Annotated in this window: 15 protein-coding genes and 1 pseudogene; 11 read left to right on the top strand and 5 right to left on the bottom strand. The window is 45.7% G+C overall.

What is annotated here, in order from left to right:
* Positions 1-87: 87 nt before the first annotated feature.
* Entirely contained in the window at positions 88-2,118 is a 2,031-nt protein-coding gene (locus NFU07_RS05270) for an S-layer homology domain-containing protein (protein WP_251475576.1), read from the top strand.
* A gap of 186 nt (positions 2,119-2,304) precedes the next feature.
* Here the strand turns inward: NFU07_RS05270 and murJ are convergent, their stop codons facing one another.
* From murJ to csaB, 3 genes are all read right to left on the bottom strand, one after another.
* Positions 2,305-3,825 carry a murein biosynthesis integral membrane protein MurJ gene (gene murJ, locus NFU07_RS05265; RefSeq protein WP_251475574.1) on the bottom strand — a complete coding sequence of 507 codons (1,521 nt, stop codon included), beginning with the start codon at positions 3,823-3,825 and terminating at the stop codon, positions 2,305-2,307.
* 106 nt (positions 3,826-3,931) lie between these two features.
* Entirely contained in the window at positions 3,932-5,104 is a 1,173-nt protein-coding gene (locus NFU07_RS05260) for a glycosyltransferase family 4 protein (protein ID WP_251475573.1), read from the bottom strand.
* Positions 5,105-5,128: 24 nt separating this feature from the next.
* On the bottom strand, positions 5,129-6,238 hold the full coding sequence (gene csaB / locus NFU07_RS05255; protein WP_251475571.1) for a polysaccharide pyruvyl transferase CsaB: 1,110 nt from the start codon (positions 6,236-6,238) through the stop codon (positions 5,129-5,131).
* Between the two features lie 136 nt (positions 6,239-6,374).
* Here csaB and NFU07_RS05250 point away from each other — a divergent pair, with 136 nt between their 5' ends.
* The 5 genes from NFU07_RS05250 (at position 6,375) to NFU07_RS05230 (ending at position 12,115) form a co-directional block, all read left to right on the top strand.
* The gene (locus tag NFU07_RS05250; RefSeq protein ID WP_251475569.1) at positions 6,375-7,088 is read left to right on the top strand and encodes a WecB/TagA/CpsF family glycosyltransferase; all 714 of its coding nucleotides are present in this window, start codon (positions 6,375-6,377) and stop codon (positions 7,086-7,088) included.
* A 17-nt stretch (positions 7,089-7,105) separates the two neighbouring features.
* Positions 7,106-8,377 (top strand): nucleotide sugar dehydrogenase, encoded by a 1,272-nt coding sequence (locus NFU07_RS05245; protein WP_251475567.1) that lies wholly within the window; start codon positions 7,106-7,108, stop codon positions 8,375-8,377.
* 14 nt (positions 8,378-8,391) lie between these two features.
* Positions 8,392-9,261 (top strand): UTP--glucose-1-phosphate uridylyltransferase GalU, encoded by an 870-nt coding sequence (galU, locus tag NFU07_RS05240; RefSeq protein WP_251475559.1) that lies wholly within the window; start codon positions 8,392-8,394, stop codon positions 9,259-9,261.
* A gap of 327 nt (positions 9,262-9,588) precedes the next feature.
* Entirely contained in the window at positions 9,589-10,704 is a 1,116-nt protein-coding gene (locus tag NFU07_RS05235) for a glycosyltransferase family 4 protein (protein ID WP_251475557.1), read from the top strand.
* Positions 10,705-10,720: 16 nt separating this feature from the next.
* Entirely contained in the window at positions 10,721-12,115 is a 1,395-nt protein-coding gene (locus NFU07_RS05230) for an O-antigen ligase family protein (RefSeq protein ID WP_251475555.1), read from the top strand.
* A gap of 46 nt (positions 12,116-12,161) precedes the next feature.
* On the opposite strand, the gene NFU07_RS17695 is transcribed toward NFU07_RS05230, so the two are convergent.
* A complete protein-coding gene (locus NFU07_RS17695; protein WP_285835938.1) occupies positions 12,162-12,287 on the bottom strand; it encodes a hypothetical protein in 126 nt (41 codons plus the stop codon).
* Positions 12,288-12,501: 214 nt separating this feature from the next.
* Positions 12,502-13,779 carry an ArnT family glycosyltransferase gene (locus NFU07_RS05225; protein WP_251475553.1) on the bottom strand — a complete coding sequence of 426 codons (1,278 nt, stop codon included), beginning with the start codon at positions 13,777-13,779 and terminating at the stop codon, positions 12,502-12,504.
* A 701-nt stretch (positions 13,780-14,480) separates the two neighbouring features.
* Here NFU07_RS05225 and NFU07_RS05220 point away from each other — a divergent pair.
* The 5 genes and pseudogenes from NFU07_RS05220 to NFU07_RS17740 all read left to right on the top strand — a co-directional run bounded on the left by NFU07_RS05220 (position 14,481) and on the right by NFU07_RS17740 (position 21,453).
* The gene (locus NFU07_RS05220) at positions 14,481-17,225 is read left to right on the top strand and encodes an S-layer homology domain-containing protein (protein WP_251475551.1); all 2,745 of its coding nucleotides are present in this window, start codon (positions 14,481-14,483) and stop codon (positions 17,223-17,225) included.
* Positions 17,226-17,579: 354 nt separating this feature from the next.
* The gene (locus NFU07_RS05215) at positions 17,580-17,855 is read left to right on the top strand and encodes an excalibur calcium-binding domain-containing protein (protein ID WP_052650735.1); all 276 of its coding nucleotides are present in this window, start codon (positions 17,580-17,582) and stop codon (positions 17,853-17,855) included.
* Positions 17,856-17,979: 124 nt separating this feature from the next.
* Complete coding sequence (locus NFU07_RS05210; protein WP_251475548.1) at positions 17,980-19,233, top strand: serpin family protein; 1,254 nt, start codon at positions 17,980-17,982, stop codon at positions 19,231-19,233.
* Positions 19,234-19,461: 228 nt separating this feature from the next.
* A pseudogene (locus NFU07_RS17745) lies at positions 19,462-19,881 on the top strand (lamin tail domain-containing protein); the annotation flags it as partial.
* A gap of 771 nt (positions 19,882-20,652) precedes the next feature.
* Positions 20,653-21,453: an endonuclease I family protein gene (locus NFU07_RS17740; protein WP_397443717.1), complete on the top strand. Its 801-nt coding sequence runs from the start codon at positions 20,653-20,655 to the stop codon at positions 21,451-21,453.
* Positions 21,454-21,493 lie beyond the last annotated feature (40 nt).

Here is a 21,493-nt window from a genome sequence, read left to right as displayed (position 1 = left end):
TCGTTCTTTAAGGACATACCATAAAAAACCTTTTTTAAAGGACAAAAATGCATTACACTGAAATCAGGCAGAAATAAGGAGGACTTCATGAAGAGTATTAGTAAATTCGTTGCGTCTATCTTGTTGATTATGGGAGTTTTAGGGTTCGCATCATCACCAAGCCAGGCCAGTGACATAGTCCCGGGCAGCGCCCTGGAAAAAGAAATGAATGAAATGATCAACCGCGGCATCCTATCAGGTTATAAAGACGGTACGTACCGTCCAACTGAAAACGTGACACGCGAACAGTTTGCCGCTTTTATTAGCCGGGCCATGAAGTTGCCGGCAGGGACGCATACATTTAAAGACGTCCGCCGTGATTCGAGCCTTGGTGCTGAAGTCGGCAAAGTCTACGCTGCAGGCATCATGCAGGGGATTACAAAAGATACATTCCAGCCGCAAGCATTGATTACGCGCGACCAAGTGGCGATTACAGTGAAAAATATGCTGGAATACAGCAAAATGAGCCTGCAGCCGAAACGCATGAGTTTCACAGATGAAACTGAAATGTCATCCGTAACCTTGAGCGCCATCTACAATATCGCCAATTATGACATCGTTTTCGGTTATCCGGATTACAAAACTTCTCCAGTTACTTACTCGTTCAAACCGAAAAACAACGCGACTCGCGAACAGGCAGCTGCCTTTATTTACCGTTTCTTAACGGCTTACGAAGCGGCTCCAGCGCCTGCGCCTGAGCAGCCGGCTCCATCTGATCCAACTCCGACGCCAACACCGCCAACTGACAACAGCCTTTATTATTTAGGGTATGTGGAAAACGGCAAATTGGTGAAACAGGCATTCGGCCATAAAGATTATTTGAGTGCAGCCGATTCTTTCAAAACAGTCGATTCGGCAAAAGCGATTTACCGCGGCAATGAAATCATCCGCGTGAAGAGCGGCCTTGCTTTTGGCGACCGTGTACTGAACGGCGTTAAGCAAGTGACGACGATTTACTTGGACACGGCATTTAAGACGCAAGCCACTTATGTAGAGCATGGCCGCGAAATCCGCTACATCGATTCGAATGCGGATTTTGTCAAAGTTCAAGTCGGCGGCACAATCGGCTACGCGAAGCACAGCGAAGTGGATTTCGTCCCTTCTGAATTGATCAAAGACCGCGATTATTACATCGTCAGCCAGTGGGGGACGCTTAGCCATTACCAATACAATTACGTGAACAAGCAAGGATCGAGCTACTCTATCGGACCGGCTCCATCCGCGATGAAGCAAGGTGTGAAATACTACAGCCACGACGGCGTCCACTTTACAGCTGGTTCGTCGAAAGTGACGCATTACCCGTATTTCCAATACCAGTCTGTCCGAACAAAAACGAACTACTCAGCAGCGGAACTCGACAAATACATCATGAACCGCTTGACGGCTTTGAATAGTTCATCTGGAACTTACAAAGACGCAGTCACAAAATCAAAACTGATTGGCAAGGGGAAATATTTCCTTGAAATGCAAGAGAAATACAACATCAATGCATTGTTCATGCTTTCTGCAGCGATGCATGAAAGTGCTTATGGCATGAGCGCGAACGCACAGACAAAGAATAACTTATTCGGTATCCGCGTTTACGACGGTTCGCCGCATGAAGGCACTACGTACAAGCAGCCGGAAGGCAGCATCGACGCATTTGCGCGCGAATACATGAACCGCAACTACGTCAACCCGAACGGCTCTTACGCAAACGGAGCAGCTCCGGGGAATAAAACCACAGGCTTCAACGTCAGCTATGCTTCTGACCCGACATGGGGATCGAAAGTGGCGGGGCATATGTACCGCGCTGATTTGGAACTTGGCCAAAAAGACATCAATAAATACAAACTTGGCATCACAAACACCGCTTCAGTAAATGTACGCAACGCTCCAGAAGGCGCTTTGCTGTATCAATACAAACGCACTTACTTAGGCGTTGAAAATGCCTTCGGCTATCCAGTTGTTATCGTCGAAACGAAAAAACACACGGACGGCTACAACTGGTATAAAGTCATTTCCGACTTGAACCCGGAACACGATACAAACAACGGCTTTGGCTGGATCCGTTCAGATCTGGTCGATGTCATCAACTGAAAATGAGAAAAGGGTCAGCTGCGGCTGGCCCTTTTTTTATGCATATTTTTTTGAAATCAACCATTATGTATCTGAAATCAACCCGTACGTGCCTGAAATCAACCATTTCCTCTTCGAAATCAACCCTTGTCCCAAAACCACTAAAAAAGACCCGCCGCAGCGGATCTTTCATCAAACAAACTTATTTTATTTCTTCCCGCGTCGTGCAAGCCCGAGGAAACGCTTGAAGCCATGCGGATGAACGATGCGCAGCATCACTGCGTAGACAATAATCCCGAGCGGCACTAGAACCGCCAATTGGATCAGTGAATACCAGTCTTCTGCGCCGAGAAGCTGTTTTGCTCCCCATACGACTGCGCCCATGACAATAGCCGGGATCAAGATGCGCCAAGCTGTCGTGCCGAAGCGGCGCAACTGGTCCCAGCCCAAATCTTTATACACGACAATCATCGAAACGGTGAAGTAGTAAATCGAAACGACTGAAGCGGCAAAAGCGAGCGCTGTGTAGCCGTAGCGGTCGACCAATAGCCAGTTCAATAGCAAGTTAACGGCAATCGTCGTCACGGAAATGCGGAAGACGACGGCTGTTTTGCCGCGTGCGTACATCGATTTCGAAAGAATCAATTGCATCCCTTGGAAAATGATGATCGGCAAGTAGAACAAGAGTGCAAGATGCGTGTTCGCTGTGTCTTCAGCGGTAAAGAGCCCGCGTTCGTAGATGAAGGAAACGACTGCGTCTCCGACAACCGCAAGTCCGACTGCAATCGGTACGAGCGTGATGAACGAAATCTCCATGCCGCGGAAGACCGTGTCTTTGAATTTCGGCAGATCGTCAATCTGTTCCGACATCAGCGTAAAGATGATGGCAGCGAGCGTTGCTGCATAAATTGCATTCGGAATGCTGACAATCAATTGCGAGTTGTTCAAATACGTGACGGCACCTTCAAGGCCGGTGCCGGATGCAAAGGCTTTATTGACAAAAAGGTTGATCTGTCCGACCACTGAGTTCAGTAGGGAAGGGACGATCAGGATAATAAATGCTTTTTTGAAATCGGATTCCATATACAAAGTCGGTTTCCAGGAATAATCGGAGCGAATCAAATAATAGATTTGAATCAGCGCACCGACGATCGTACCGAAGACGAAACCGTATGCCAGTGAATAAATTCCCCAAATATCTGAGAATAATAAGGCGAACACAGCTGACATCAAGGTTGCCAGCAATTTCGACATCAAGGTCGGCACGAAAATGCGGCGAGACTGCAGATAGGATTCCAATAAGCCGGCAAGGGCGATAAAGACCATGAAGATAAAGAACACTTCGGTCATTTCAACGGCAATCGGCTCAGCGCCTTCCGACATTTTCGGATAAATGAGCGGCACGAGCCACTGGGCAGAGAACCAGCCGGCAACTGAAATGCCGACGAAAAGAATCATCGTCCAGTTCAATAAGGCATTCGCGTTCGTATCGTCTTTATCTTCACCCGATTTCCGGCGCTTGATGTACATCGGCAAAAAGACGTTGTTAAAGCCGGTGGCGATCATCGCTACGACCAGCGTGATGAATGAAAAGGCCAGGAAGTAAGCATCAGTTGCATCAGAAGCCCCGAATTCTTTGGCGACGATTGATTCGCGCAGGAAGCCGGATAATTTTAATAGGAGTGCAAGACCGGTTGTCCATATGGCCGCTTTTTTAAGACTGGACATCAATTTCCCTTCTTTCTGAAAGTATGTGCGCATCTGGCACAGACAAGCAAAGCGGCTGACCCTTAAAGCCCTGAGTCAGCCGCCGTTTGTAGTTATGCCCAGCGCATCATTTCTTTAGCGCTTTTTTATAGATGGCTTCGTATTTCTCAGCCGCTGCGAAATGCGAGTATTCCGCGATGATCTTCTCGCGGGCTGCTTTCGCAAGCTCCTGTCCATACGCAGGCTCATCCAATAAGCGGATCATGGCATTCGACAGGTCTTCCACATTGCGTTCTTCAACGAGCAAGCCGTCTTTCTCGTGGTCGACGATTTCTTTCAAACCACCGACAGCACAAGCGATCAACGGAATGCCGGAACCCATCGCTTCCAAAGCGGAAATCGAAGTCGCTTCTTCAACGCCGGCCGAATAGATCGACGGCACTAGGGCGATATCGCTCAAAGCATAATATTGGATCATGTCTTTATGGTCGACAGCGCCAAGCATCGTCACGCGTTCTTCGATGCCGAGTTCGCGCGCTTTCGCTTTCATGTCGTCCATCATTTCACCCGTTCCGGCAAATACCAAGCGAGCGTTCGGGTATTTCTCCAGTACAGGAGGGAATGAAAGAATCGGGTAGATGACGCCGTTTTTCTTCGTCAATCGGCGCGGGATGAAGAATATCAAATCATCCTGCGGCAAATTGTATTTCGTACGGAATTCAGCGCGGCGTTCGACTTCCGGTTTAAAGTCTTCCACATCGATGAAGTTTTTGATCATCGTCGCATCCACACCGGATTCACGCTTGATGTATTCTTTGATGCGCGTATCCACCGTAATGACGGCACGCGTTTTCTTGTACATACTGAATTCGACATCAAGCAAAGTCTGCTTGTGTTTGCTGTCTTCAGCAACCGAACCTTTTGAAATTCCTTCATATGTCAAATAGCCGTGGGCCGTCGTTACAGTCGGAAGCCCGGCGTTCAACGACGCGCGCGTCGCGAAAACGTCCTGGCCGTTGACGATGTCGAAGGATTTGTATTTCTCTTGTTTCAGCATCGCTTCCAAGAAACCTTGGCGGCGGTTTAATGTCCAGACATATCCAGCACCTAAAGACATTTTGTTCAAAACGAACGAAGGCCCGCGGGCAATCAAATCGCGGCGCCATTTGGCGACGTCTGAGAACGATAACGTCTCAACCGTATGCCCCAAGTTCTCAAGCCCAGTTTTCAGCGTCGTCATATGCGTCGACAAACCACCGAGGTGAGGGTAATCGTAAGATGTTGCCAATAAAATTTTCATGATTCTGTCCCTTCCATAAATCCTTTATTTCACAAAGTTCTCTTCTAATAATTCCACATTGCGCATGGCTTCTGCGTGAAGTGTTGCGACATTCGGTTTGATGATCGCTTGCGCAGCTTCTTTGTTGTCTAATAGATATAACGCATTCTCGAGCAGTTTAGTTTCATCGATTTCGCCGAGGCGGAACGAATAGTCCCACATGCCCGAACGCTTCAAGAAACTTTCCACTTTTTTGTCGTAGCTGAAGCCGAGATGCGGCACATTTGAAAGTGCTGAGAAAATCAACGCATGGAGGCGAAGGCCAACCGTCAGTTCTGCGTGGCGAATGAAGTTCAAGAACTCATTCGGCGTGAAGTCAGAACCGAGCAGCATCGCTTTATCCGCATGCTTCATTTTCGATAGCACATCGTTTGAAGCGGGGACGTCGTATTTTCCTTCCATTGGAACGAATACCGGCGTCACGCCGCGAAGCTCGATCAACTGGTCTAAAAGACGAGCCGTTTTTTCGATGTAATCGGGATTATCGAACCACGGGCGCACTGTCACAGCGACAATTTTTTCATTGCCAGTCAAAGGCAATGAGTTATACGCGCGGTCTTCTTCGTCCGCTTTGAACGCGAACACGATATCCGCCGTCACAACCGTTTCCGGACGTGTTACGCCAAGCTTCTTCAAATAATCCTTCGAATACTGATCGCGCACGGTGATAAAATCGGCGCGGTTCGCGAAGACTTTCATCAAAATCTTGCCCCAAGTCGAAGTGACCGGGCCGATCCCTTGAGAAAAGAACATCACTTTCGTTCCGCAAAGTTTTGCCAGCATCACGATCAGCAAATAATACGGAAGGGGGCCGAACAGGAATTTTGTCGGGTATGTATCCTGCAGCAAACCACCGCCGCCGGAAATCAGCAGGTCGGCGCTCCGCAGCGCTTTGACTTTTTCTTTATTTTCACGGCGCCATGCGCGGTAAACTGATTTCACATTGTATTCTTTAGCCGTTTTTTCCGGTGACAATGAAAAGACGGTGATATCCGGGTTATTCAACTCCGCACGCAAATTATCAATAATCGCTTTCAGGATGGCTTCGTCACCCGTATTGCCTAATCCATAGAAGCCAGATAGTACAATTTTCACATATTTTCCTCCTCAAACTAAAGCTCGCAAGCCTTGTCCTCGCTAAATTCTACCACTTGTCAAACAGCCTGTGCAACTCCTCTAAAAATCTGCTATACTAATAAAATTGAAAGCGACTGAATCGAGGGTTTGACTAATGAAGGAAAAATATTTAGGGGTGGACGTTTCGCCTCTGTCATATGAAGGTATAATAAATGATTTGAGGGTGCGCATAAATGGCGGCAAACAGTCGACCATCATTGCGGTGAACCCGGAAAAAGTAATGAGCGCCCAGCGCAATCCGGAAGTGAAAGAACTGATCAATGCTTCCACGTACCAAATTGCGGACGGGGTCGGCATCTTGCTGGCAGCGAAAATCAAAGGCGGCGGCATTACATCGCGCGTCACTGGCGTCGATATGATGGCACGTCTTTTGAAGTTTGCGGAAAGTGATGGCCATTCTGTGTATTTTTACGGCGCGAAGGAAGAAGTCGTGACGAAAGCGATCGCGAACATCCAAGCGCAGCACCCGAATATCCGCGTCGCCGGCTACACGAACGGCTATGAAAAAGATGAAGCGGCGCTTGTTTCACGCATCCACCAAAGCGGGGCGAAAATTCTTTTCGTTGCGCTTGGCAGCCCGAAACAAGAACTTTGGATCAGAAGAAACTTGAAGAGCTTGCCAAACGTCCAAGTATTCCAGGGGGTTGGCGGCAGTTTTGATGTGTTCTCAGGGACCGTCAAACGCGCACCGGCACCGTTCCGGAAACTCGGAATCGAATGGCTGTACAGGTTGCTTGCCAGCCCTTCCCGATTCAAACGCCAGCTCAACTTGCCGGTTTTCTTATTTAAAGTATTGCGATCACGATAAAAGGAGATAATGTCAAAATGAAGAAATCCATCTGTGTTGTCGGACTTGGCTATATCGGCTTGCCGACAGCCGTTATGTTTGCGAACCACGGACACAAAGTCCATGGCGTAGACGTCAATGAAAAAGCGGTAACAATGATTCAAAATAAAGAGCTACATATAGAAGAAAACGGATTGCAGGAACGTCTGGATATGGCAATCGACGGAGGCATGCTGACCGCTTCGATGAAGCCGGTAGAAGCAGACGTTTTCATTATTGCCGTGCCATCACCGATCAAAGCGGATAAAACCGCTGAACTCGAATATGTTCGCAAAGCCACAGCTTCGGTTGTCCCTTTCCTGAAAAAAGGCGATTTGGTCATTTTGGAATCGACTGTGCCGCCAAGAACGGTGGAAGATGTCATGATGCCGGAACTTGTCCAATCCGGACTTGAAATCGGAACGGAACTCTTCGTTTCCCATTCGCCAGAACGCGTCATCCCAGGCCGTGTGTTCCAGGAACTTGTCACAAACGACCGCATCATCGGCGGCATCAACGAAGAATCGGCACGCCTGACTTCTGAATTGTATGCATCCTTCGTCGAAGGGACGATGCACGAAACAGACGCAACAACAGCTGAACTGGTTAAAGTTATGGAAAATACATACCGTGACGTCAACATCGCATTCGCCAACGAACTCGCTATGATCGCTCAAGGTATTAATGTCAATATTTGGGAAGCTATTAAACTGGCCAACTACCACCCGCGCGTGAACATCCACACACCAGGACCTGGCGTCGGCGGACATTGCATCGCCGTTGATCCATGGTTCCTTGTTGAATTGGATCCGGAAAAATCGAAAATCATCCACTTGGCGCGTAAAACGAACGACGGCATGCCGTCTTACACAGCGCAGCTCACAGCGGATATCTTAAAAGCCAAAGGCATCAAAGATCCGAAAATAGCGGTTCTTGGCCTTGCATTCAAAGGCAATATCGACGACATGCGCGAAAGTCCGTCTGTTGAAGTCGTATCGCAATTCCGCGAACGCGGCATGAACTTGACTGCCCACGATCCGCATATCAAAGTCAACAACTTGCCGGAACAGACGCAAAGCTTCGATGAGGCGATCCAAGACGCATCTGCGCTGGTCGTTTTGACGGATCACCAAGCGTTCCGCGACATCGATCCGACAACTTTGACAAATGTAGCGAATAAAATCATCATCGACACAAAAAACTGCATCAACCGTGAAAAATGGGAGAACGCAGGATTTGACGTCTATTTGCTAGGCGATTCGAAAAACTAAGAGGAGGAAACCGAATGAAGAAAGTCAGAAAAGCGATCATCCCCGCTGCAGGACTTGGTACGCGTTTCCTTCCTGCCACAAAAGCCATGCCAAAAGAGATGCTGCCGATCGTCGACAAACCAACGATCCAGTATATCGTAGAAGAAGCGATTGAATCCGGAATCGAAGACATTATCATCGTGACCGGAAAAGACAAGCGTGCAATCGAAGACCATTTCGATTCTGCACACTTGCTTGAAACGCGTCTAGCAGAATCGGAGAAATTCGAACTATTGAACGCAGTCCAGCTTTCCAGCAAAGTGGACATCCATTACATCCGCCAGAAATCACCGCTTGGCCTTGGCCACGCCGTGTGGACAGCGCGCAAATTCATCGGCGATGAACCGTTTGCGGTTCTTCTCGGCGATGATATCATCCAAGCGGAAACGCCAGGATTGAAGCAATTGATCACCCAGTTCGATGAACAGCAATCATCCGTCATCGGCATGATGGAAGTGCCGGAGAACGAAACTTACCGCTACGGCATCATCAATCCAGCCGAACAAATGGGCCAGCTTTACCGTGCGAAAGGTTTTGTTGAAAAACCGAGAGCCGGCACAGCTCCGTCAAATATGGCGATCATCGGACGCTACGTCTTCACGCCGGAAATCTTCAAGTATCTCGACCAGATGAAAGTCGGCGCAGGCGGAGAAATCCAATTGACCGACGCCATCGAACAGTTGAACACGATCCAAAACGTCTACGGCTATGCTTTCGAAGGCAAGCGCTACGACGTCGGAGAAAAACTCGGCTTTGTCGAAACCACCATCGAATTCGCCTTGCAGCGTCCAGACCTGCGCGAAGACTTGATCAAGTTCATGAAAACGAAGCTTGAGGGATTGTAATATAGTAGAAAAAATTGTTATTGATATTCCGTAAAACAGCTGCGCTTTCCTGCGGGCTTGCGCCGAACTAACTTTGGCTAAACGCCAAAGTGGATTTCGGCACTTCGCTGTCCCGCGGGAGTCTCCGCTGTTTTACTTCATATCTAAAATATTTCATAAGAGAACTTAGCGCCGCCGCGCCCATGGGCTAGACGAAGTAAGAAGACAGGCGTTCTGTGCCTGGCTTCTTACGGGAGTCATGCCCTAAGCGGCGAAGCGACTATAGAAAATTATCCTTCATACCGCACTCATAAAAACACATTCACGAACAGGAAGGGAAGGGACAATTTGAAGATTTTATTGGTATCGAATATGTATCCTTCTGAGGCATTTCCTAGCTATGGCGTTTTCGTCCAAAACACGGAAGCCATTTTGAAAGACGAGGGATTTAGCATCGACAGAGCGGTGCTGACGAAAAAGACCGGCAAGGCTCAAAAAGCACTTGGCTATGCACAGCATTACGCCAACGTGATCCGCAAAGGCGCAAGCGGCAAGTATGATGCGATCTACGTCCATTACGCTGCCCACAACGCATTGCCTTTACTTGTTTTAAAGAAACTGAAGCCGTCAGTGCGCATTGTGACCAATGTCCACGGCAGTGACGTGGTACCGGAAGTGGCTTCGCAGGAGAAATTCCAGCCGAATGTCAAAAAGCTTCTCGGCCAGTCCACACTGATTATTACACCTTCCCATTACTACGAAAAACTCGTCAAAGAAAAATACCAAGTCCGCACCCCGATTCGGATTTTTCCTTCCGGCGGCGTGAACTCGGCTGTCTTCTACCCGAATAAAGAAAACAACGCTGAACTTATGGCGACTTATAAACTCGATCCGAATTTCCGCTATTTCGGCTATGTCGGCCGCATGGACGTCGGAAAAGGCTGGGACCATCTATTGAACGGGTTCGCCGCATTCCTGAACGAACATCCGGAAGAAAAAGCCAAGACCCGCTTGATCATGGTCGGCTCCGGCAAAGACGACGCCGCATTTTTCGAACTTCGCAAACGCCTTGGATTGGAAGAATCAGTGGTGCATTTCCCATTGATGAAGCATGCAGATCTTGCTGCGATTTACAATATCATCGATTTATTCATCTTCCCGACCACTCGGAAAGGGGAGAGTTTAGGGCTCGTCGGCCTGGAAGCGATGGCTTGCGGTACGCCGATTCTCGCCAGCCGCATCGGCGGGATACTCGATTACACGAAAGACAACGAAAACGGTTGGCTCTTTGAACCCGGCAATCCACAAGATTTGGCAAGGGGCTTAGCCGCCTATAACAAGCTTTCAAAGGAACAGAAACAACAAGTCGGCCAAGCCGCTTATCAAACAGCTCAACAGTATGAACAAAAAACGATTCAATCGAAACTTTCAGCGATTTTTCATGAGCTTCGGTTAAAAAAATGAAAGAGGATTCCCAACCATGAATTATAAAAAAATTCTTATGCTCCTAGTGGCGTTCATCGCCCTGCAGCCAGTCATTGATGTTCTGACGACCGCGTCCATCTTCATCGTGGACACCAGCATAACAGTGGGAGTACTTATCCGCGCCGCTTATATGGTCGCTTTGCTCCTTGTCCTTCTCTGGGCTTCAAAGAAAAGCAAGATCAGTCGGATCTTCACGATTTACTTGGTGGGATTAGCAGTATTGCTCGCAGCCAATGTGCTGGTCAACTTGCAAGTCAAAGATCCCTATTATTTATTCCAAGAGCTTAAATTTTTCAATAAAGTAATTTATTTCCATATCGTGTTGCTTGGATTGATGATCGTCTACCGTGAGTTGAAAGACCGCGATTACGACATTTCCGGGAAAACGACGAAGTTTTTCTGGCTTTCCGGAATGATTATCGGAATCGTCTTCATCGTGGCGCAAATCACAGGAACAAGCCTGTCCAACTACTCGCATACAAAAGTCGGTTTCACCGGCTGGTTCTATGCGGGCAATGAAATCGGGGCCATCATGGCTATCGTATTGCCGATTATGGCGCTTTACGGGGCAGAGAAAACCGATTCCTGGAAGAAGCCATGGGCATGGATTCCGTTTGTGCTCTTATCCATCGGGATGTTGGCACTCGGCACGAAAGTCGGCTACGGCGGCATCATCATCGTTCTCTTATCTGTCTTGATCGGCAGTTTGATCATGCTGTTCTTTATGAAGAAAAAGACGGCCAATGTAAAATCAAACCTATTGATTTCAGCAGTTTTGACGGTAATTTTAGTGGTTGTAACACCATTCACACCAGTATTTGGCAATATGTTTGCACACTTAGAATCATTTGGCCTCAACTTCGGTGAAGCTGTCGAACGTCCAGGAGACGGAGAGCTAGTCGAAGGCGACGAAGGATTTGAAGAACAAGAACAACCAACGATTACGAATGACCAAGTGCAAAACTTGATCTTCAGTTCGCGTGAAAAGTACAAAGAAGTCATGAAAGACGATTTCTACAGTTCACCGATTTCGCAGCAACTGTTCGGTATGGGCTTTGCCGGAAACTACGAACCGCAGCTTCCGGGCAAGACACCGAAAATGATTGAAATGGACTTCCATGATTGGTTCTATTCGTTCGGCTTTATCGGATTCATTTACTTGATGGCGCCGTTTGTCTACTTCGCTGCAAGATACTTGATCCACTTTATCCGCAACATCAAAACGCATTTCACGTATTTCTACGTGCTTTACGGCGTCGGGTTCTTGCTTGGCATCGGTATTGCCTATACAGCAGGACACGTGCTGACAGCACCAGCCGTATCGATTTACCTGGCAGCAATCCTTGCGATGCTGGTTGTGAAAGAGAATTTAATTAAATCGAAGAGCTAATAAAAATCCGCATCAGAAATTCTGATGCGGATTTTTTTATTGAAAATTAGATGAAGCGCTTTAGGCGGACGATTTCCGCGGGCACGGCTTCTGCCGCTTCCCTCACTGCGTTCAGTCCAGTGGCTCCAGCTCGCGCTATTCCCGCTGGAGTCGCCGCCTTCCGCTTTTTCATCTAAGGTTTGTCTAAATGCACTTGGAGAGAGGATTAAATTTGTTTTTTACAAGATGATATGGAGCAAAACAGCGCAGACGCCTGCGGGATAGCGAGACAGCCGAGACCCCGCAAGAGCGAAGCGATGAGGAGGCTTGGCGCTCGCCCGCGGCAAGCAAGCTGTTTTGCGGAATATCATAAAAAACTAGATAAAAAAGAAGCTGGTGGAAAATCGTTATAAACGATCTTCCAACTCAGCTTCTTTTGTTTTGTTTCTATTAACAAAGCTCACGAGCACATGGACCATGCCGCCGATTGCCAGGAAGAAATACGGCAGGAGCGGCTGATTATAGCGTGGGTAAGCCAAGTACAGGTTGTTCATCACAGTGAAGTACAGGATGAATAGAATGATAAACAGCCATTCTTTCCAGATTCGCGATTTCACAGCGAACATCAAGAGAAGGGAAGCGAGCCCAGTCCAAAACAAAACAAGATAAGCGGAACGCATCGTCTCTTTTTCAATGCTCAATACCTGGAGCCAATAGAAAGGGTCTTCCCATTGGATTCGTAGCTTAGCCGTCGTGTACGTTTCCCAGAACCAGTCAGAATTGTGCTCTCGCATCATTTTAATCCGTTCTTTTGCTACTTCCATCTGGTAGATATTCTGTTCGTAGCGGCTTGCTTCCGGATGTTCGTCGACAAGCTGCTGTACGACAACGTCAAAAGGCGGTCCATATTTATAGCCGTTGCCTTGGTAAGTGCCGAGCAAGGTCGGATTGCCTGCGCCGCCGGAAAGCGGGATAAAGGCGTCATAGGCGATGTAATTACGCGCCCACCATGGTCCCATCACAAGCAACAGTAAAACGGCGGCGATGCTGAACTGCTTCAGTGCAATTTTGACGGGATATTTCTTCAATACTAAATACACAAGCAAAATGACTGGGAACAGCGCAATCGTCGGACGGAACATCAGCATGAACAGATACAAGCCGATGACCCAATAGAAATCTTTCATCGAATGCGTGTCAGCGAGCCGCAGCGAGAAATAGACAAAGAAGATAAAGGCGGCTGTGACCGGCGACTCGGTAGCGATCAAGTTATCCGTCACTGCAATCGGTACATAAAGCGCGAGGATCAACGCAGCAATCGAACCGGCCAAGGGATTGAACAGACGCTCTCCGATTTTGTAGATGCCGAAGATACTGAGGCATCCGATTAAAATCATGAGCATTTTAGCTGCAGCGAGACCGACAGTTCCTGTGCCGAAAAAGAAAAACACGCTGGCGACTAGGAATGGAAGACCGGGCATAATGTGTACAGTCGGCTCTGAGTGGTCGACATAAACCAATTTGCCTTCTTCCAATAAAAACTTCGCGCTGTCAATATAAAAGTAATCATCGCTGTTAAGTGACAAGCCAGGTCCGTAATAAATAAGAATCCCTAACCTGAGAATGAAACCGATAGCGAGGGGAATCCAAAGCCAGAGATTCAGTTTTGTAATCTTTGTAATCATAATATCCTCCTAAATGCATAGCACTTCCTATTATAAAGGAAAACGGGAGAGTTCTCAGCCATTTCATGAAGAAAAGGAAAATATATCTAGTTTTTCACAACGCTTCTTTAGTCACAAATGGAAAAAATTAAGAAATCCTGAATTTACAATGAAACTAAACGTTTCGGACTAGTATATTTACTTAAAAACGAATAATAAATCAATATTTTATTGGAATGATAAATAATTTTCATAATAATCTGATATGAACAATCTGACCCCTTACTCGTCAAACTGGCACAATAAATTATTAACAACAATTTATGAATGTAAATCCAGTTTTCATGTATAATTAAACATTAGTAAGAGCGGAGATCTTCCAGAATGATAGGTGAAAAACCCCTAAAACACACGAAAAGCTTCGAGATTCTGTATTTTTTGTAATACTATAGACTCTTTTTTACAATAAAGTGTAATTTTTAGGATACATTTTTAATTTATCAGTTGAAATCTTTAATATCTTTGTTAAACTAAGTTAGAGTTTAATTTTCTGATAATCTCTTTCGAACTGCCTAATCGGATTTACTATTACATTTTAGACTTTAGTCATAATATTTTAGGATTAAGTGGCAAAGAAGAGCTTTTATCAGTATAATTAAATTGGGTTAACCAATACTCAACATTTAACACATTAACACCTAAAACAGGGAGGAATTACACACATGGCTTACCAACCAAAGTCTTACAAGAAATTCGTTGCTACTGCAGCGACAGCTACATTAGTAGCAACAGCAGTAGTACCAGCAGCATTCGCTGACGAAGTTAAACCAGCAGCATTCACGGACGTTGCTAAACAATACGAAGCAGCAGTTAACTTTGTTGTTGCAAACAACATCGCAAAAGGTTTGAACGAAACTCAATTCGGAGTTAGCGCTCAAATCAAACGTGGCGACGCTGCGATCATGATCGCAAACGCTGCAGGCCTTAACAATGAAGAAGCTCCACAATCAGGATTCTCTGACGTTCCTACACGTGGCGTTCTAGCTATCAACTCTTTGAAAGCCGCTGGCGTAGTTAACGGTAAATCTGCAACTAACTTCGGTTTCAACGATTCAATCACTCGTGGTGAAGCAGCTATCATGCTTGCTAACGCTTTTGATCTTGATGGAAGTGCAGAAAACGTTAAATTTACTGATGTAAACGCTCGTTACCTTGAAGCAGTTGCTGCTTTAGTAGAAAACGAAGTTACTAACGGTATCTCAGCTACTCAATTCGGTACCACTAACAACATCAAACGTGGGGATTTCGCTCGTTTCCTTTACGCTTTGGAAGAATACATCGTTCCAGTTGGAGCTCCAGCAGTATCGACTGTGACAGCTACAAATGGTGAAGTTACAGCTACTTTCGGTGTAGCTCCTGAAACTGCTCCAGCAGCTGCAGACTTCACAGTAACTCGTTCTATTAATGGTGGAGCTGCGGTAACAGTAACTCCTACTAACTTTGAATATAACGAAACTACTAAATCAGTATCTTTTGATGTTCCTGAAGTTGCGCAAACAAATGCAGCTCAAACTGTAACTTACTCAGTTAAGTACAAAGACACTGCAGCTCAAACAGGTTCATTTAATATTGCAGCTACACCAGCATCTGCTGTTCACAGTATCTCTGCTAACGCAGCAAATCAAACTGTAACTGTAATTTTCGCTTCACCAGTTTCTCAAGAAGCGGGTACTACTCGTACAAACTATACTTATGATGCTAATGCAGGTGCTGCAGGTGCGTTATTCAACCCATCTACAGTAACATTAAATACTTCTGCAGTTGGACCATTTGCAGCTGGACAAGTTGCTACTTTAACTTTCCCAGCAGGAACTATTTCTGCAGCTGACGAAGCTACTGCTTCTCTACGAGTTTCTGGATTCAGTGCAACTGCTGAAACTTTTGAAACTACAACATCTGCTAACCCAACAGTATTTGCTGGAATCGTAGGTACATCTGATGCTACTGCTCCAACACTAGTGTCTGGAACTTTTGAATTATCAGCTGGAGCTACTCAAGCAACTTCAGTATCACCAGGAACAGCTGTAACAGTTGATTTTGATGCAACTGATACAGAAACAAGTGCAGTAGGAGCTCAATACCGCCTAGTTCGTCCTGATGGCACTCGTACTGGCTTCTCAAACCTTTCTCTTGCTGATGGTGCTGCTGATGAAAACCCAGAATCATTTACTGGTTCTATCAACACTGCAGGTTTGACACCAGGTCAATACCAAATTGAAGTTCGTACAGTAAACTCAGCTGGTGTTGTTTCATCTGTTACAACTCCAGGTTCATTATTCATCACTGGTCAAGATTTAGCTGCTCCAGTAGTAACTGCTGGTACTGCAAGTTATAACCTTCCAGGAAACTCTGCTGGTCAACCATCACGCAGTGTTACTGTTACAAGTTCTGCAGCGGTAGATGCTGATGCAAATGTTGCAAGTGCTGAGTACCGTGTTGAGAGCTATAATGCTTTAGCTGGAACTTACACTACAGTAATCGGTTGGACAAATGCAGCAGCAAATGATGGTGCATTCAACGAATCAAGTGAACTATTTAGCTTCAATACAGGATCTTTAGCTCCAAACACTACTTACAGAATTCAAGTACGTGCAACAGATGCTAAAGGAAATGTTTCACAACCTGTCTCAGTTTCTGCTGTAGGTACTGATCTTCCTGGTATCGATGGCGAAAGATTCACTATTCCAAGTGCGGCAGGAGTATCACCAACTCTTACAGCACCAACATTCGATGCTACTCGCCCTGCGGGAACTACTGCAGCACCAACTTCTTATCGTACTTTAGAAGTTGATGGATCTGTAACTGCTGGAACTGGCGAAACAGTTACTAGCGTAGAATACTCAATCTTAAAAGATACTGATCTAGATGGCGCTTATGAAACAACTACTCAAGCGTTTACTTCTACAGGAGTAAGAGCTAATGATGGATCGTTTGATGAAAATGCAGAAGCTTACACAATTAACGCTGAAGTACCTACTGATGGTAACTACAGAGTAATCGTGAGAGCAACTAACTCTGCAGGAAATACTACAACTTCTTCTGATGTATTAAATACTGTAATTGATGCAACTGCACCAACAGCTACTATTACTCCTAATACGGCTACTGTTGCAGCTAACGACTACGTTGTTACTTTCAGTGAAGCAGTTGTAGCTTCAGCAGCTCTTGCAGATGGAGATATTTCTGCAAGCGCACTTGATGAAGACAACTACACATTGCGTGTAAATGGTCAAATTCTTGATGTTGCTTCTGAAGTAGTAGTAAATGGAAATGTAAATAACTCATTCATCGTTACTTTCGCTGGTACACCAACACCAGCTGCTGGAACTACTGTAAACGTAGTAGCAGTTGAAGATATTGCTACACCAGGTAACGAAATTGCACCAGCTTCTTACACAATTCGTTAATATTTTGTTATCGGTTGTATAGAATAATTGTAAAAAACCCTTTGCCTAAGAAATTAGTCAAAGGGTTTTTATTTCTCTTAATTTCCATTTCATACATACTAGTCGTAGAGGTTTGTTCAATTAAAATAGAAAAATATTAAGTGCCGTATAGATATTGAAAGGTAGAAGCAACCAAGATTATTTGAAAATACAAAAATAGTTTTAAGAATTAATATTACTGTAAAGATTTAATTCTAAGTCTATATTTATGGGAATAAATACCTGTTATAATATTGGAGTTAACAGTGTTTTTTAGATTCTTAAAATTTTTTCAAATACTGTCTAAAAATAGCTCAAAGGGAGAGGAGAAATACTATGAAAAAACTTAGTTTTGCATTCATGTCATTGATGGTAGCGCTTAGCTTCACATTTAGCGCAGCACCAATGGAGGCAGATGCTGCAGGGACAAAAGTGAAGACGTTCGCTAACTGCAAAGAGATCAACAAGGTCTATGCAGGCGGCATTGCCCGTTCTTCAAAAGCGACAAACAAAGGCGGGAAATCGAAGTACAAGCCGTTCGTTTCTCAAGCCTTATATGATGCCAACAAGAAAAGCGACCGCGATAAAGATAACATCGCTTGTGAGCGTTAATAAAAAAGTAATAGAGCCATCCAGCAGAACTAATCTGCAGGATGGCTTTTTTAGTAGGTTTACATGAGCCCAAAATTGTAACTTATCTCAAGTTATCCAGTCTAATGGATAAGGAGTGATGACAATGCGAAAGTTGCCGATGATTTTATTCATATTGATGATAGCCGGCTGCGGTACGACTGAGCCCACTGTAACTTCTGGATCCTTAAAGATTTCAAAAGATGTAGAGTACGGAGAAGCGGATTATCAAAAGATTATTGAACCGAGCAATGAGCTCGGCTGGAAGCTGCTGCCGGTTGTGGAGCCGAATGAAGAAGGAAATCGGTTTATCTCTTTACCAAGTTTGTTTATGGCATTATCGATGGTATATAACGGAGCGGATGGTGTGACGGAAGAGGAGATTTCAAATGTCTTGGAGGTTCCAGGGATGGATGCGAAGGAATTGAACAAAGCCAATGCCTCTCTGATGAACCAGCTTGCAAGCGATTCTGAAGCGATTCAATTATCGATTGGCAATTCCATTTGGCTGAATAAAAGTTATCAGTTCCAGGAAGATTTTGCAAAGAACAATGAAGATTATTTTAATGCAAAGATTGAGGAAATCGATGTAACGGATAATGAATCTGTCGATCGGATAAATAGATGGGTAGAGGACTCGACCAATGGCAAGATTAAAGAAATGATGGAAGCTCCCTTAGATCCAAAACTTGTGACGGTTTTGCTGAATGCGATATATTTTAAAGGAGACTGGCAGTATCCGTTCGAAGAAGAAGGAACAAGTGAGCAAGATTTCCATCTAGCAGATGGTACTTTGAAAAAGATGCCATTAATGACTCTCTATGAAGAGCTGTCTTATCTGGAAACGGATGATTTTCAAGCTGTTACTCTGCCTTACGGCGAAGGGGAAATGGCGATGAAAGTATTTCTGACGAAAGAAGGCTCTTCACTCGGCGACTTTGAAGAATCGCTGACCGGTGAGAATTGGGATAAATGGAATGAAACATTTGGGGAAATAGAAGGGACGCTAAGGCTACCGAAGTTCCAACTGGAGTATGAAGTGGAGCTGAATGATGCGTTGAAAGGATTGGGAATGGCTTCGGCGTTTGACCGGTTTACGGCAGAGTTCCCGCAAATGGTGAAAAAAGAAGACGAGGAATTATTCATCAGCAAAGTAAAACAGAAAACGTTCTTGGATGTAAATGAAAAAGGTACAGAAGCAGCTGCTGCGACTTCGATCGAAATTGTAGAGGAATCAGAAAGCAGGGAGAAGACTTTTGAGATGAAAGTAAATCGGCCATTTTTCATCACGATTGAAGAGGTGGAAACCGGATTAATCCTATTCATGGGAGCGATAGAAGAGCCGACGGCGGGGAAATAAGAGATGATGCGCTGTAAGGGGAGTTTCCCATGCAGCGCTTTTGCTTTTATTAAGTTCATGTAATAGTTTCCAAATAGCGTTGACGTAGGAAAGGCAGTTGGTTAAAGTCGTAAGTAGAGAATAGTTAAAATTGTAAATTTACTTTATTTAAAGTAAATAATTTACAATATTTATTGGTGGGATGAGGGGAAACGTTCGAACGTAAGAAACAGAGGAGGAACAGTACAAATGGCCAACAGAAAATGGAGCAAGCCTGTGAAAGTCCTATTGTCACTCGGATTGGCGGCAGGATTATGGGTGCCGACAACACAATCGCCGGTTCAAGCAGCGGCAACTGCAAGTGATCTTTTTATATCGGAATACATTGAAGGCAGCAGCATGAACAAGGCAATCGAACTTTACAATGGGACGGGTAATTCAATTGACTTAAGCGCCTATTCGCTGGCTTTATATGCCAATGGCAGCACGGCAGTGCAAAGCGAAATGGATTTGACCGGAACAGTGGCAAACGGAGAGACAGTCGTTATCTATAACGGCCAGGCAGCTGAAGGCATCAAGAGCAAGGGGAAGCTGCAAAATAATAATGTCATCAATTTCAATGGCGATGATGCTTTGGTGCTGAAGAAAGATGGCGAAGCAATCGATTCTTTTGGACAAGTCGGCACGCGCATTGAAAATGCAAAAGATGTTACGCTGGTCCGTAATCCCGATATCCAAGCGGGCGATGGCATCGTGGATGATGCATTTAATCCTGCGGAAGAATGGATTGCGTATCCAGTAGATACGTTTGAGCACCTCGGAGCGCATACAATGACGGGATTCGGTGAAACACCAGCTCCAGAACCTGAACCGGAACCAACGCCAGATCCTGAACCGTTACCAGGGATAGAACCGATTCAACCTCAAAAGTTCCTTCATTATAAGAACCTGAATAAGAAAAAATTGAATATCGGCCAGCCAAGCGTGTCATTGACGCTAGAAGGAAAAACAGCGATTTCTGATGCGGTTTACTTAAAAGGAAAATACGCTGAATTTCATGGAATGGGTTTTAAAGATGTGAAAGTGGTGTTGAGTCCGGCGCGGGCTGAATCCATATTTGATTTTAAAGGAATCGAAGTGGCAAAAGTGGTAGTTGATGGCCAGAAAGTTTCCCAAATTAGAGGAGCAGAAAACATCAAGAACATCGAGTTTACCAACGGAGCGGATCACGAAGCCATCGGATTTTATGACGCAGCTGGCCAGCCGATGAATTCGCCTCATTTGCCGGCAGAGAATAAAGCACCGGTTGTGCTGAAAGCATTTGCCAATGAACAAGTGAAGAGCGGGGAAAGTTTGCAATATGATTTAACGGAATACTTCGCGGATCCGGAAGGGGAAAATCTGGCTTTTACTTCCACTAAAGGAAGTGTAGCAGGATCTATCCTGACAGTGAATCTGCCGGCCGGTTCTCATATTATCGGTGTGACTGCGACTGACGGCCAGAAAAGCATCACGCAATCGTTCTCGGTAACGGTGACAGAAGAAGTTCCAGCAACGGGAAGCTATTACGAAACAGCCACTGGTTTGAGCGGCGATGCATTGAAAGATGAGTTGCATGCTATCATCGACGACCACGATCAGCTGAGCTACTCAGCTGTTTGGGACGCATTGAAAGTGACGGATGAAGACCCGAATAATCCAAATAACGTCATCCTTCTCTATAGCGGCGAGTCGCGTTCGAAATCGTTGAACGGCGGCAATGTTGGCGACTGGAACCGTGAACACACGTGGGCGAAGTCGCATGGCAATTTTGGAACCTCGCGCGGCGCAGGGACGGATATCCACCATTTACGCCCAACAGATGTGCAAGTGAATGGAGCTCGCGGAAATCTTGATTTTGATTATGGCGGCAGTAAAGTGAGCGGCTGCGATGGCTGTTTACGAACTGCGAATTCATGGGAGCCGCCTGATGATGTGAAAGGCGATGTAGCGCGCATGTTGTTCTATATGGCTGTTCGCTATGAGCCGGGCGATCCTGTAGATTTGGAGCTGAACGAGCAATTGAATAATGGATCGGCGCCTTACCACGGGAAATTGTCTGTTTTGCTTGAATGGCATGAGCAGGATCCCGTCAGCGACTGGGAGCGCCAGCGCAACGATAAAATTCAAGACATCCAAGGCAACCGTAACCCGTTTGTTGACCATCCGGAATGGGCAGCGTCAATTTGGGATGCGAGCTGAGATTTAGAGAGTCCTGCAGAGAGAAATCTTTGTGGGGCTT

The organism is Planococcus sp. NCCP-2050, from assembly GCF_023708025.1.
GTDB lineage: Bacteria > Bacillota > Bacilli > Bacillales_A > Planococcaceae > Planococcus.
Note: the sequence above shows the minus strand (reverse complement) of the source record. Positions and strands in the feature narration are given on the sequence as shown.

Excerpts from the sequence above, each read along its gene's own strand:
- NFU07_RS05220 (WP_251475551.1), top strand. The coding sequence starts at position 14,481 with ATGGCTTACCAACCAAAGTCTTACAAGAAATTCGTTGCTACTGCAGCG.
- NFU07_RS05270 (WP_251475576.1), top strand. The coding sequence starts at position 88 with ATGAAGAGTATTAGTAAATTCGTTGCGTCTATCTTGTTGATTATGGGA.
- galU (WP_251475559.1), top strand. The coding sequence starts at position 8,392 with ATGAAGAAAGTCAGAAAAGCGATCATCCCCGCTGCAGGACTTGGTACG.
- murJ (WP_251475574.1), bottom strand. The coding sequence starts at position 3,825 with ATGTCCAGTCTTAAAAAAGCGGCCATATGGACAACCGGTCTTGCACTC.
- NFU07_RS05225 (WP_251475553.1), bottom strand. The coding sequence starts at position 13,779 with ATGATTACAAAGATTACAAAACTGAATCTCTGGCTTTGGATTCCCCTC.
- NFU07_RS05250 (WP_251475569.1), top strand. The coding sequence starts at position 6,375 with ATGAAGGAAAAATATTTAGGGGTGGACGTTTCGCCTCTGTCATATGAA.
- NFU07_RS05210 (WP_251475548.1), top strand. The coding sequence starts at position 17,980 with ATGCGAAAGTTGCCGATGATTTTATTCATATTGATGATAGCCGGCTGC.
- NFU07_RS05245 (WP_251475567.1), top strand. The coding sequence starts at position 7,106 with ATGAAGAAATCCATCTGTGTTGTCGGACTTGGCTATATCGGCTTGCCG.
- NFU07_RS05260 (WP_251475573.1), bottom strand. The coding sequence starts at position 5,104 with ATGAAAATTTTATTGGCAACATCTTACGATTACCCTCACCTCGGTGGT.
- NFU07_RS05230 (WP_251475555.1), top strand. The coding sequence starts at position 10,721 with ATGAATTATAAAAAAATTCTTATGCTCCTAGTGGCGTTCATCGCCCTG.
- NFU07_RS05215 (WP_052650735.1), top strand. The coding sequence starts at position 17,580 with ATGAAAAAACTTAGTTTTGCATTCATGTCATTGATGGTAGCGCTTAGC.
- NFU07_RS17695 (WP_285835938.1), bottom strand. The coding sequence starts at position 12,287 with ATGAAAAAGCGGAAGGCGGCGACTCCAGCGGGAATAGCGCGAGCTGGA.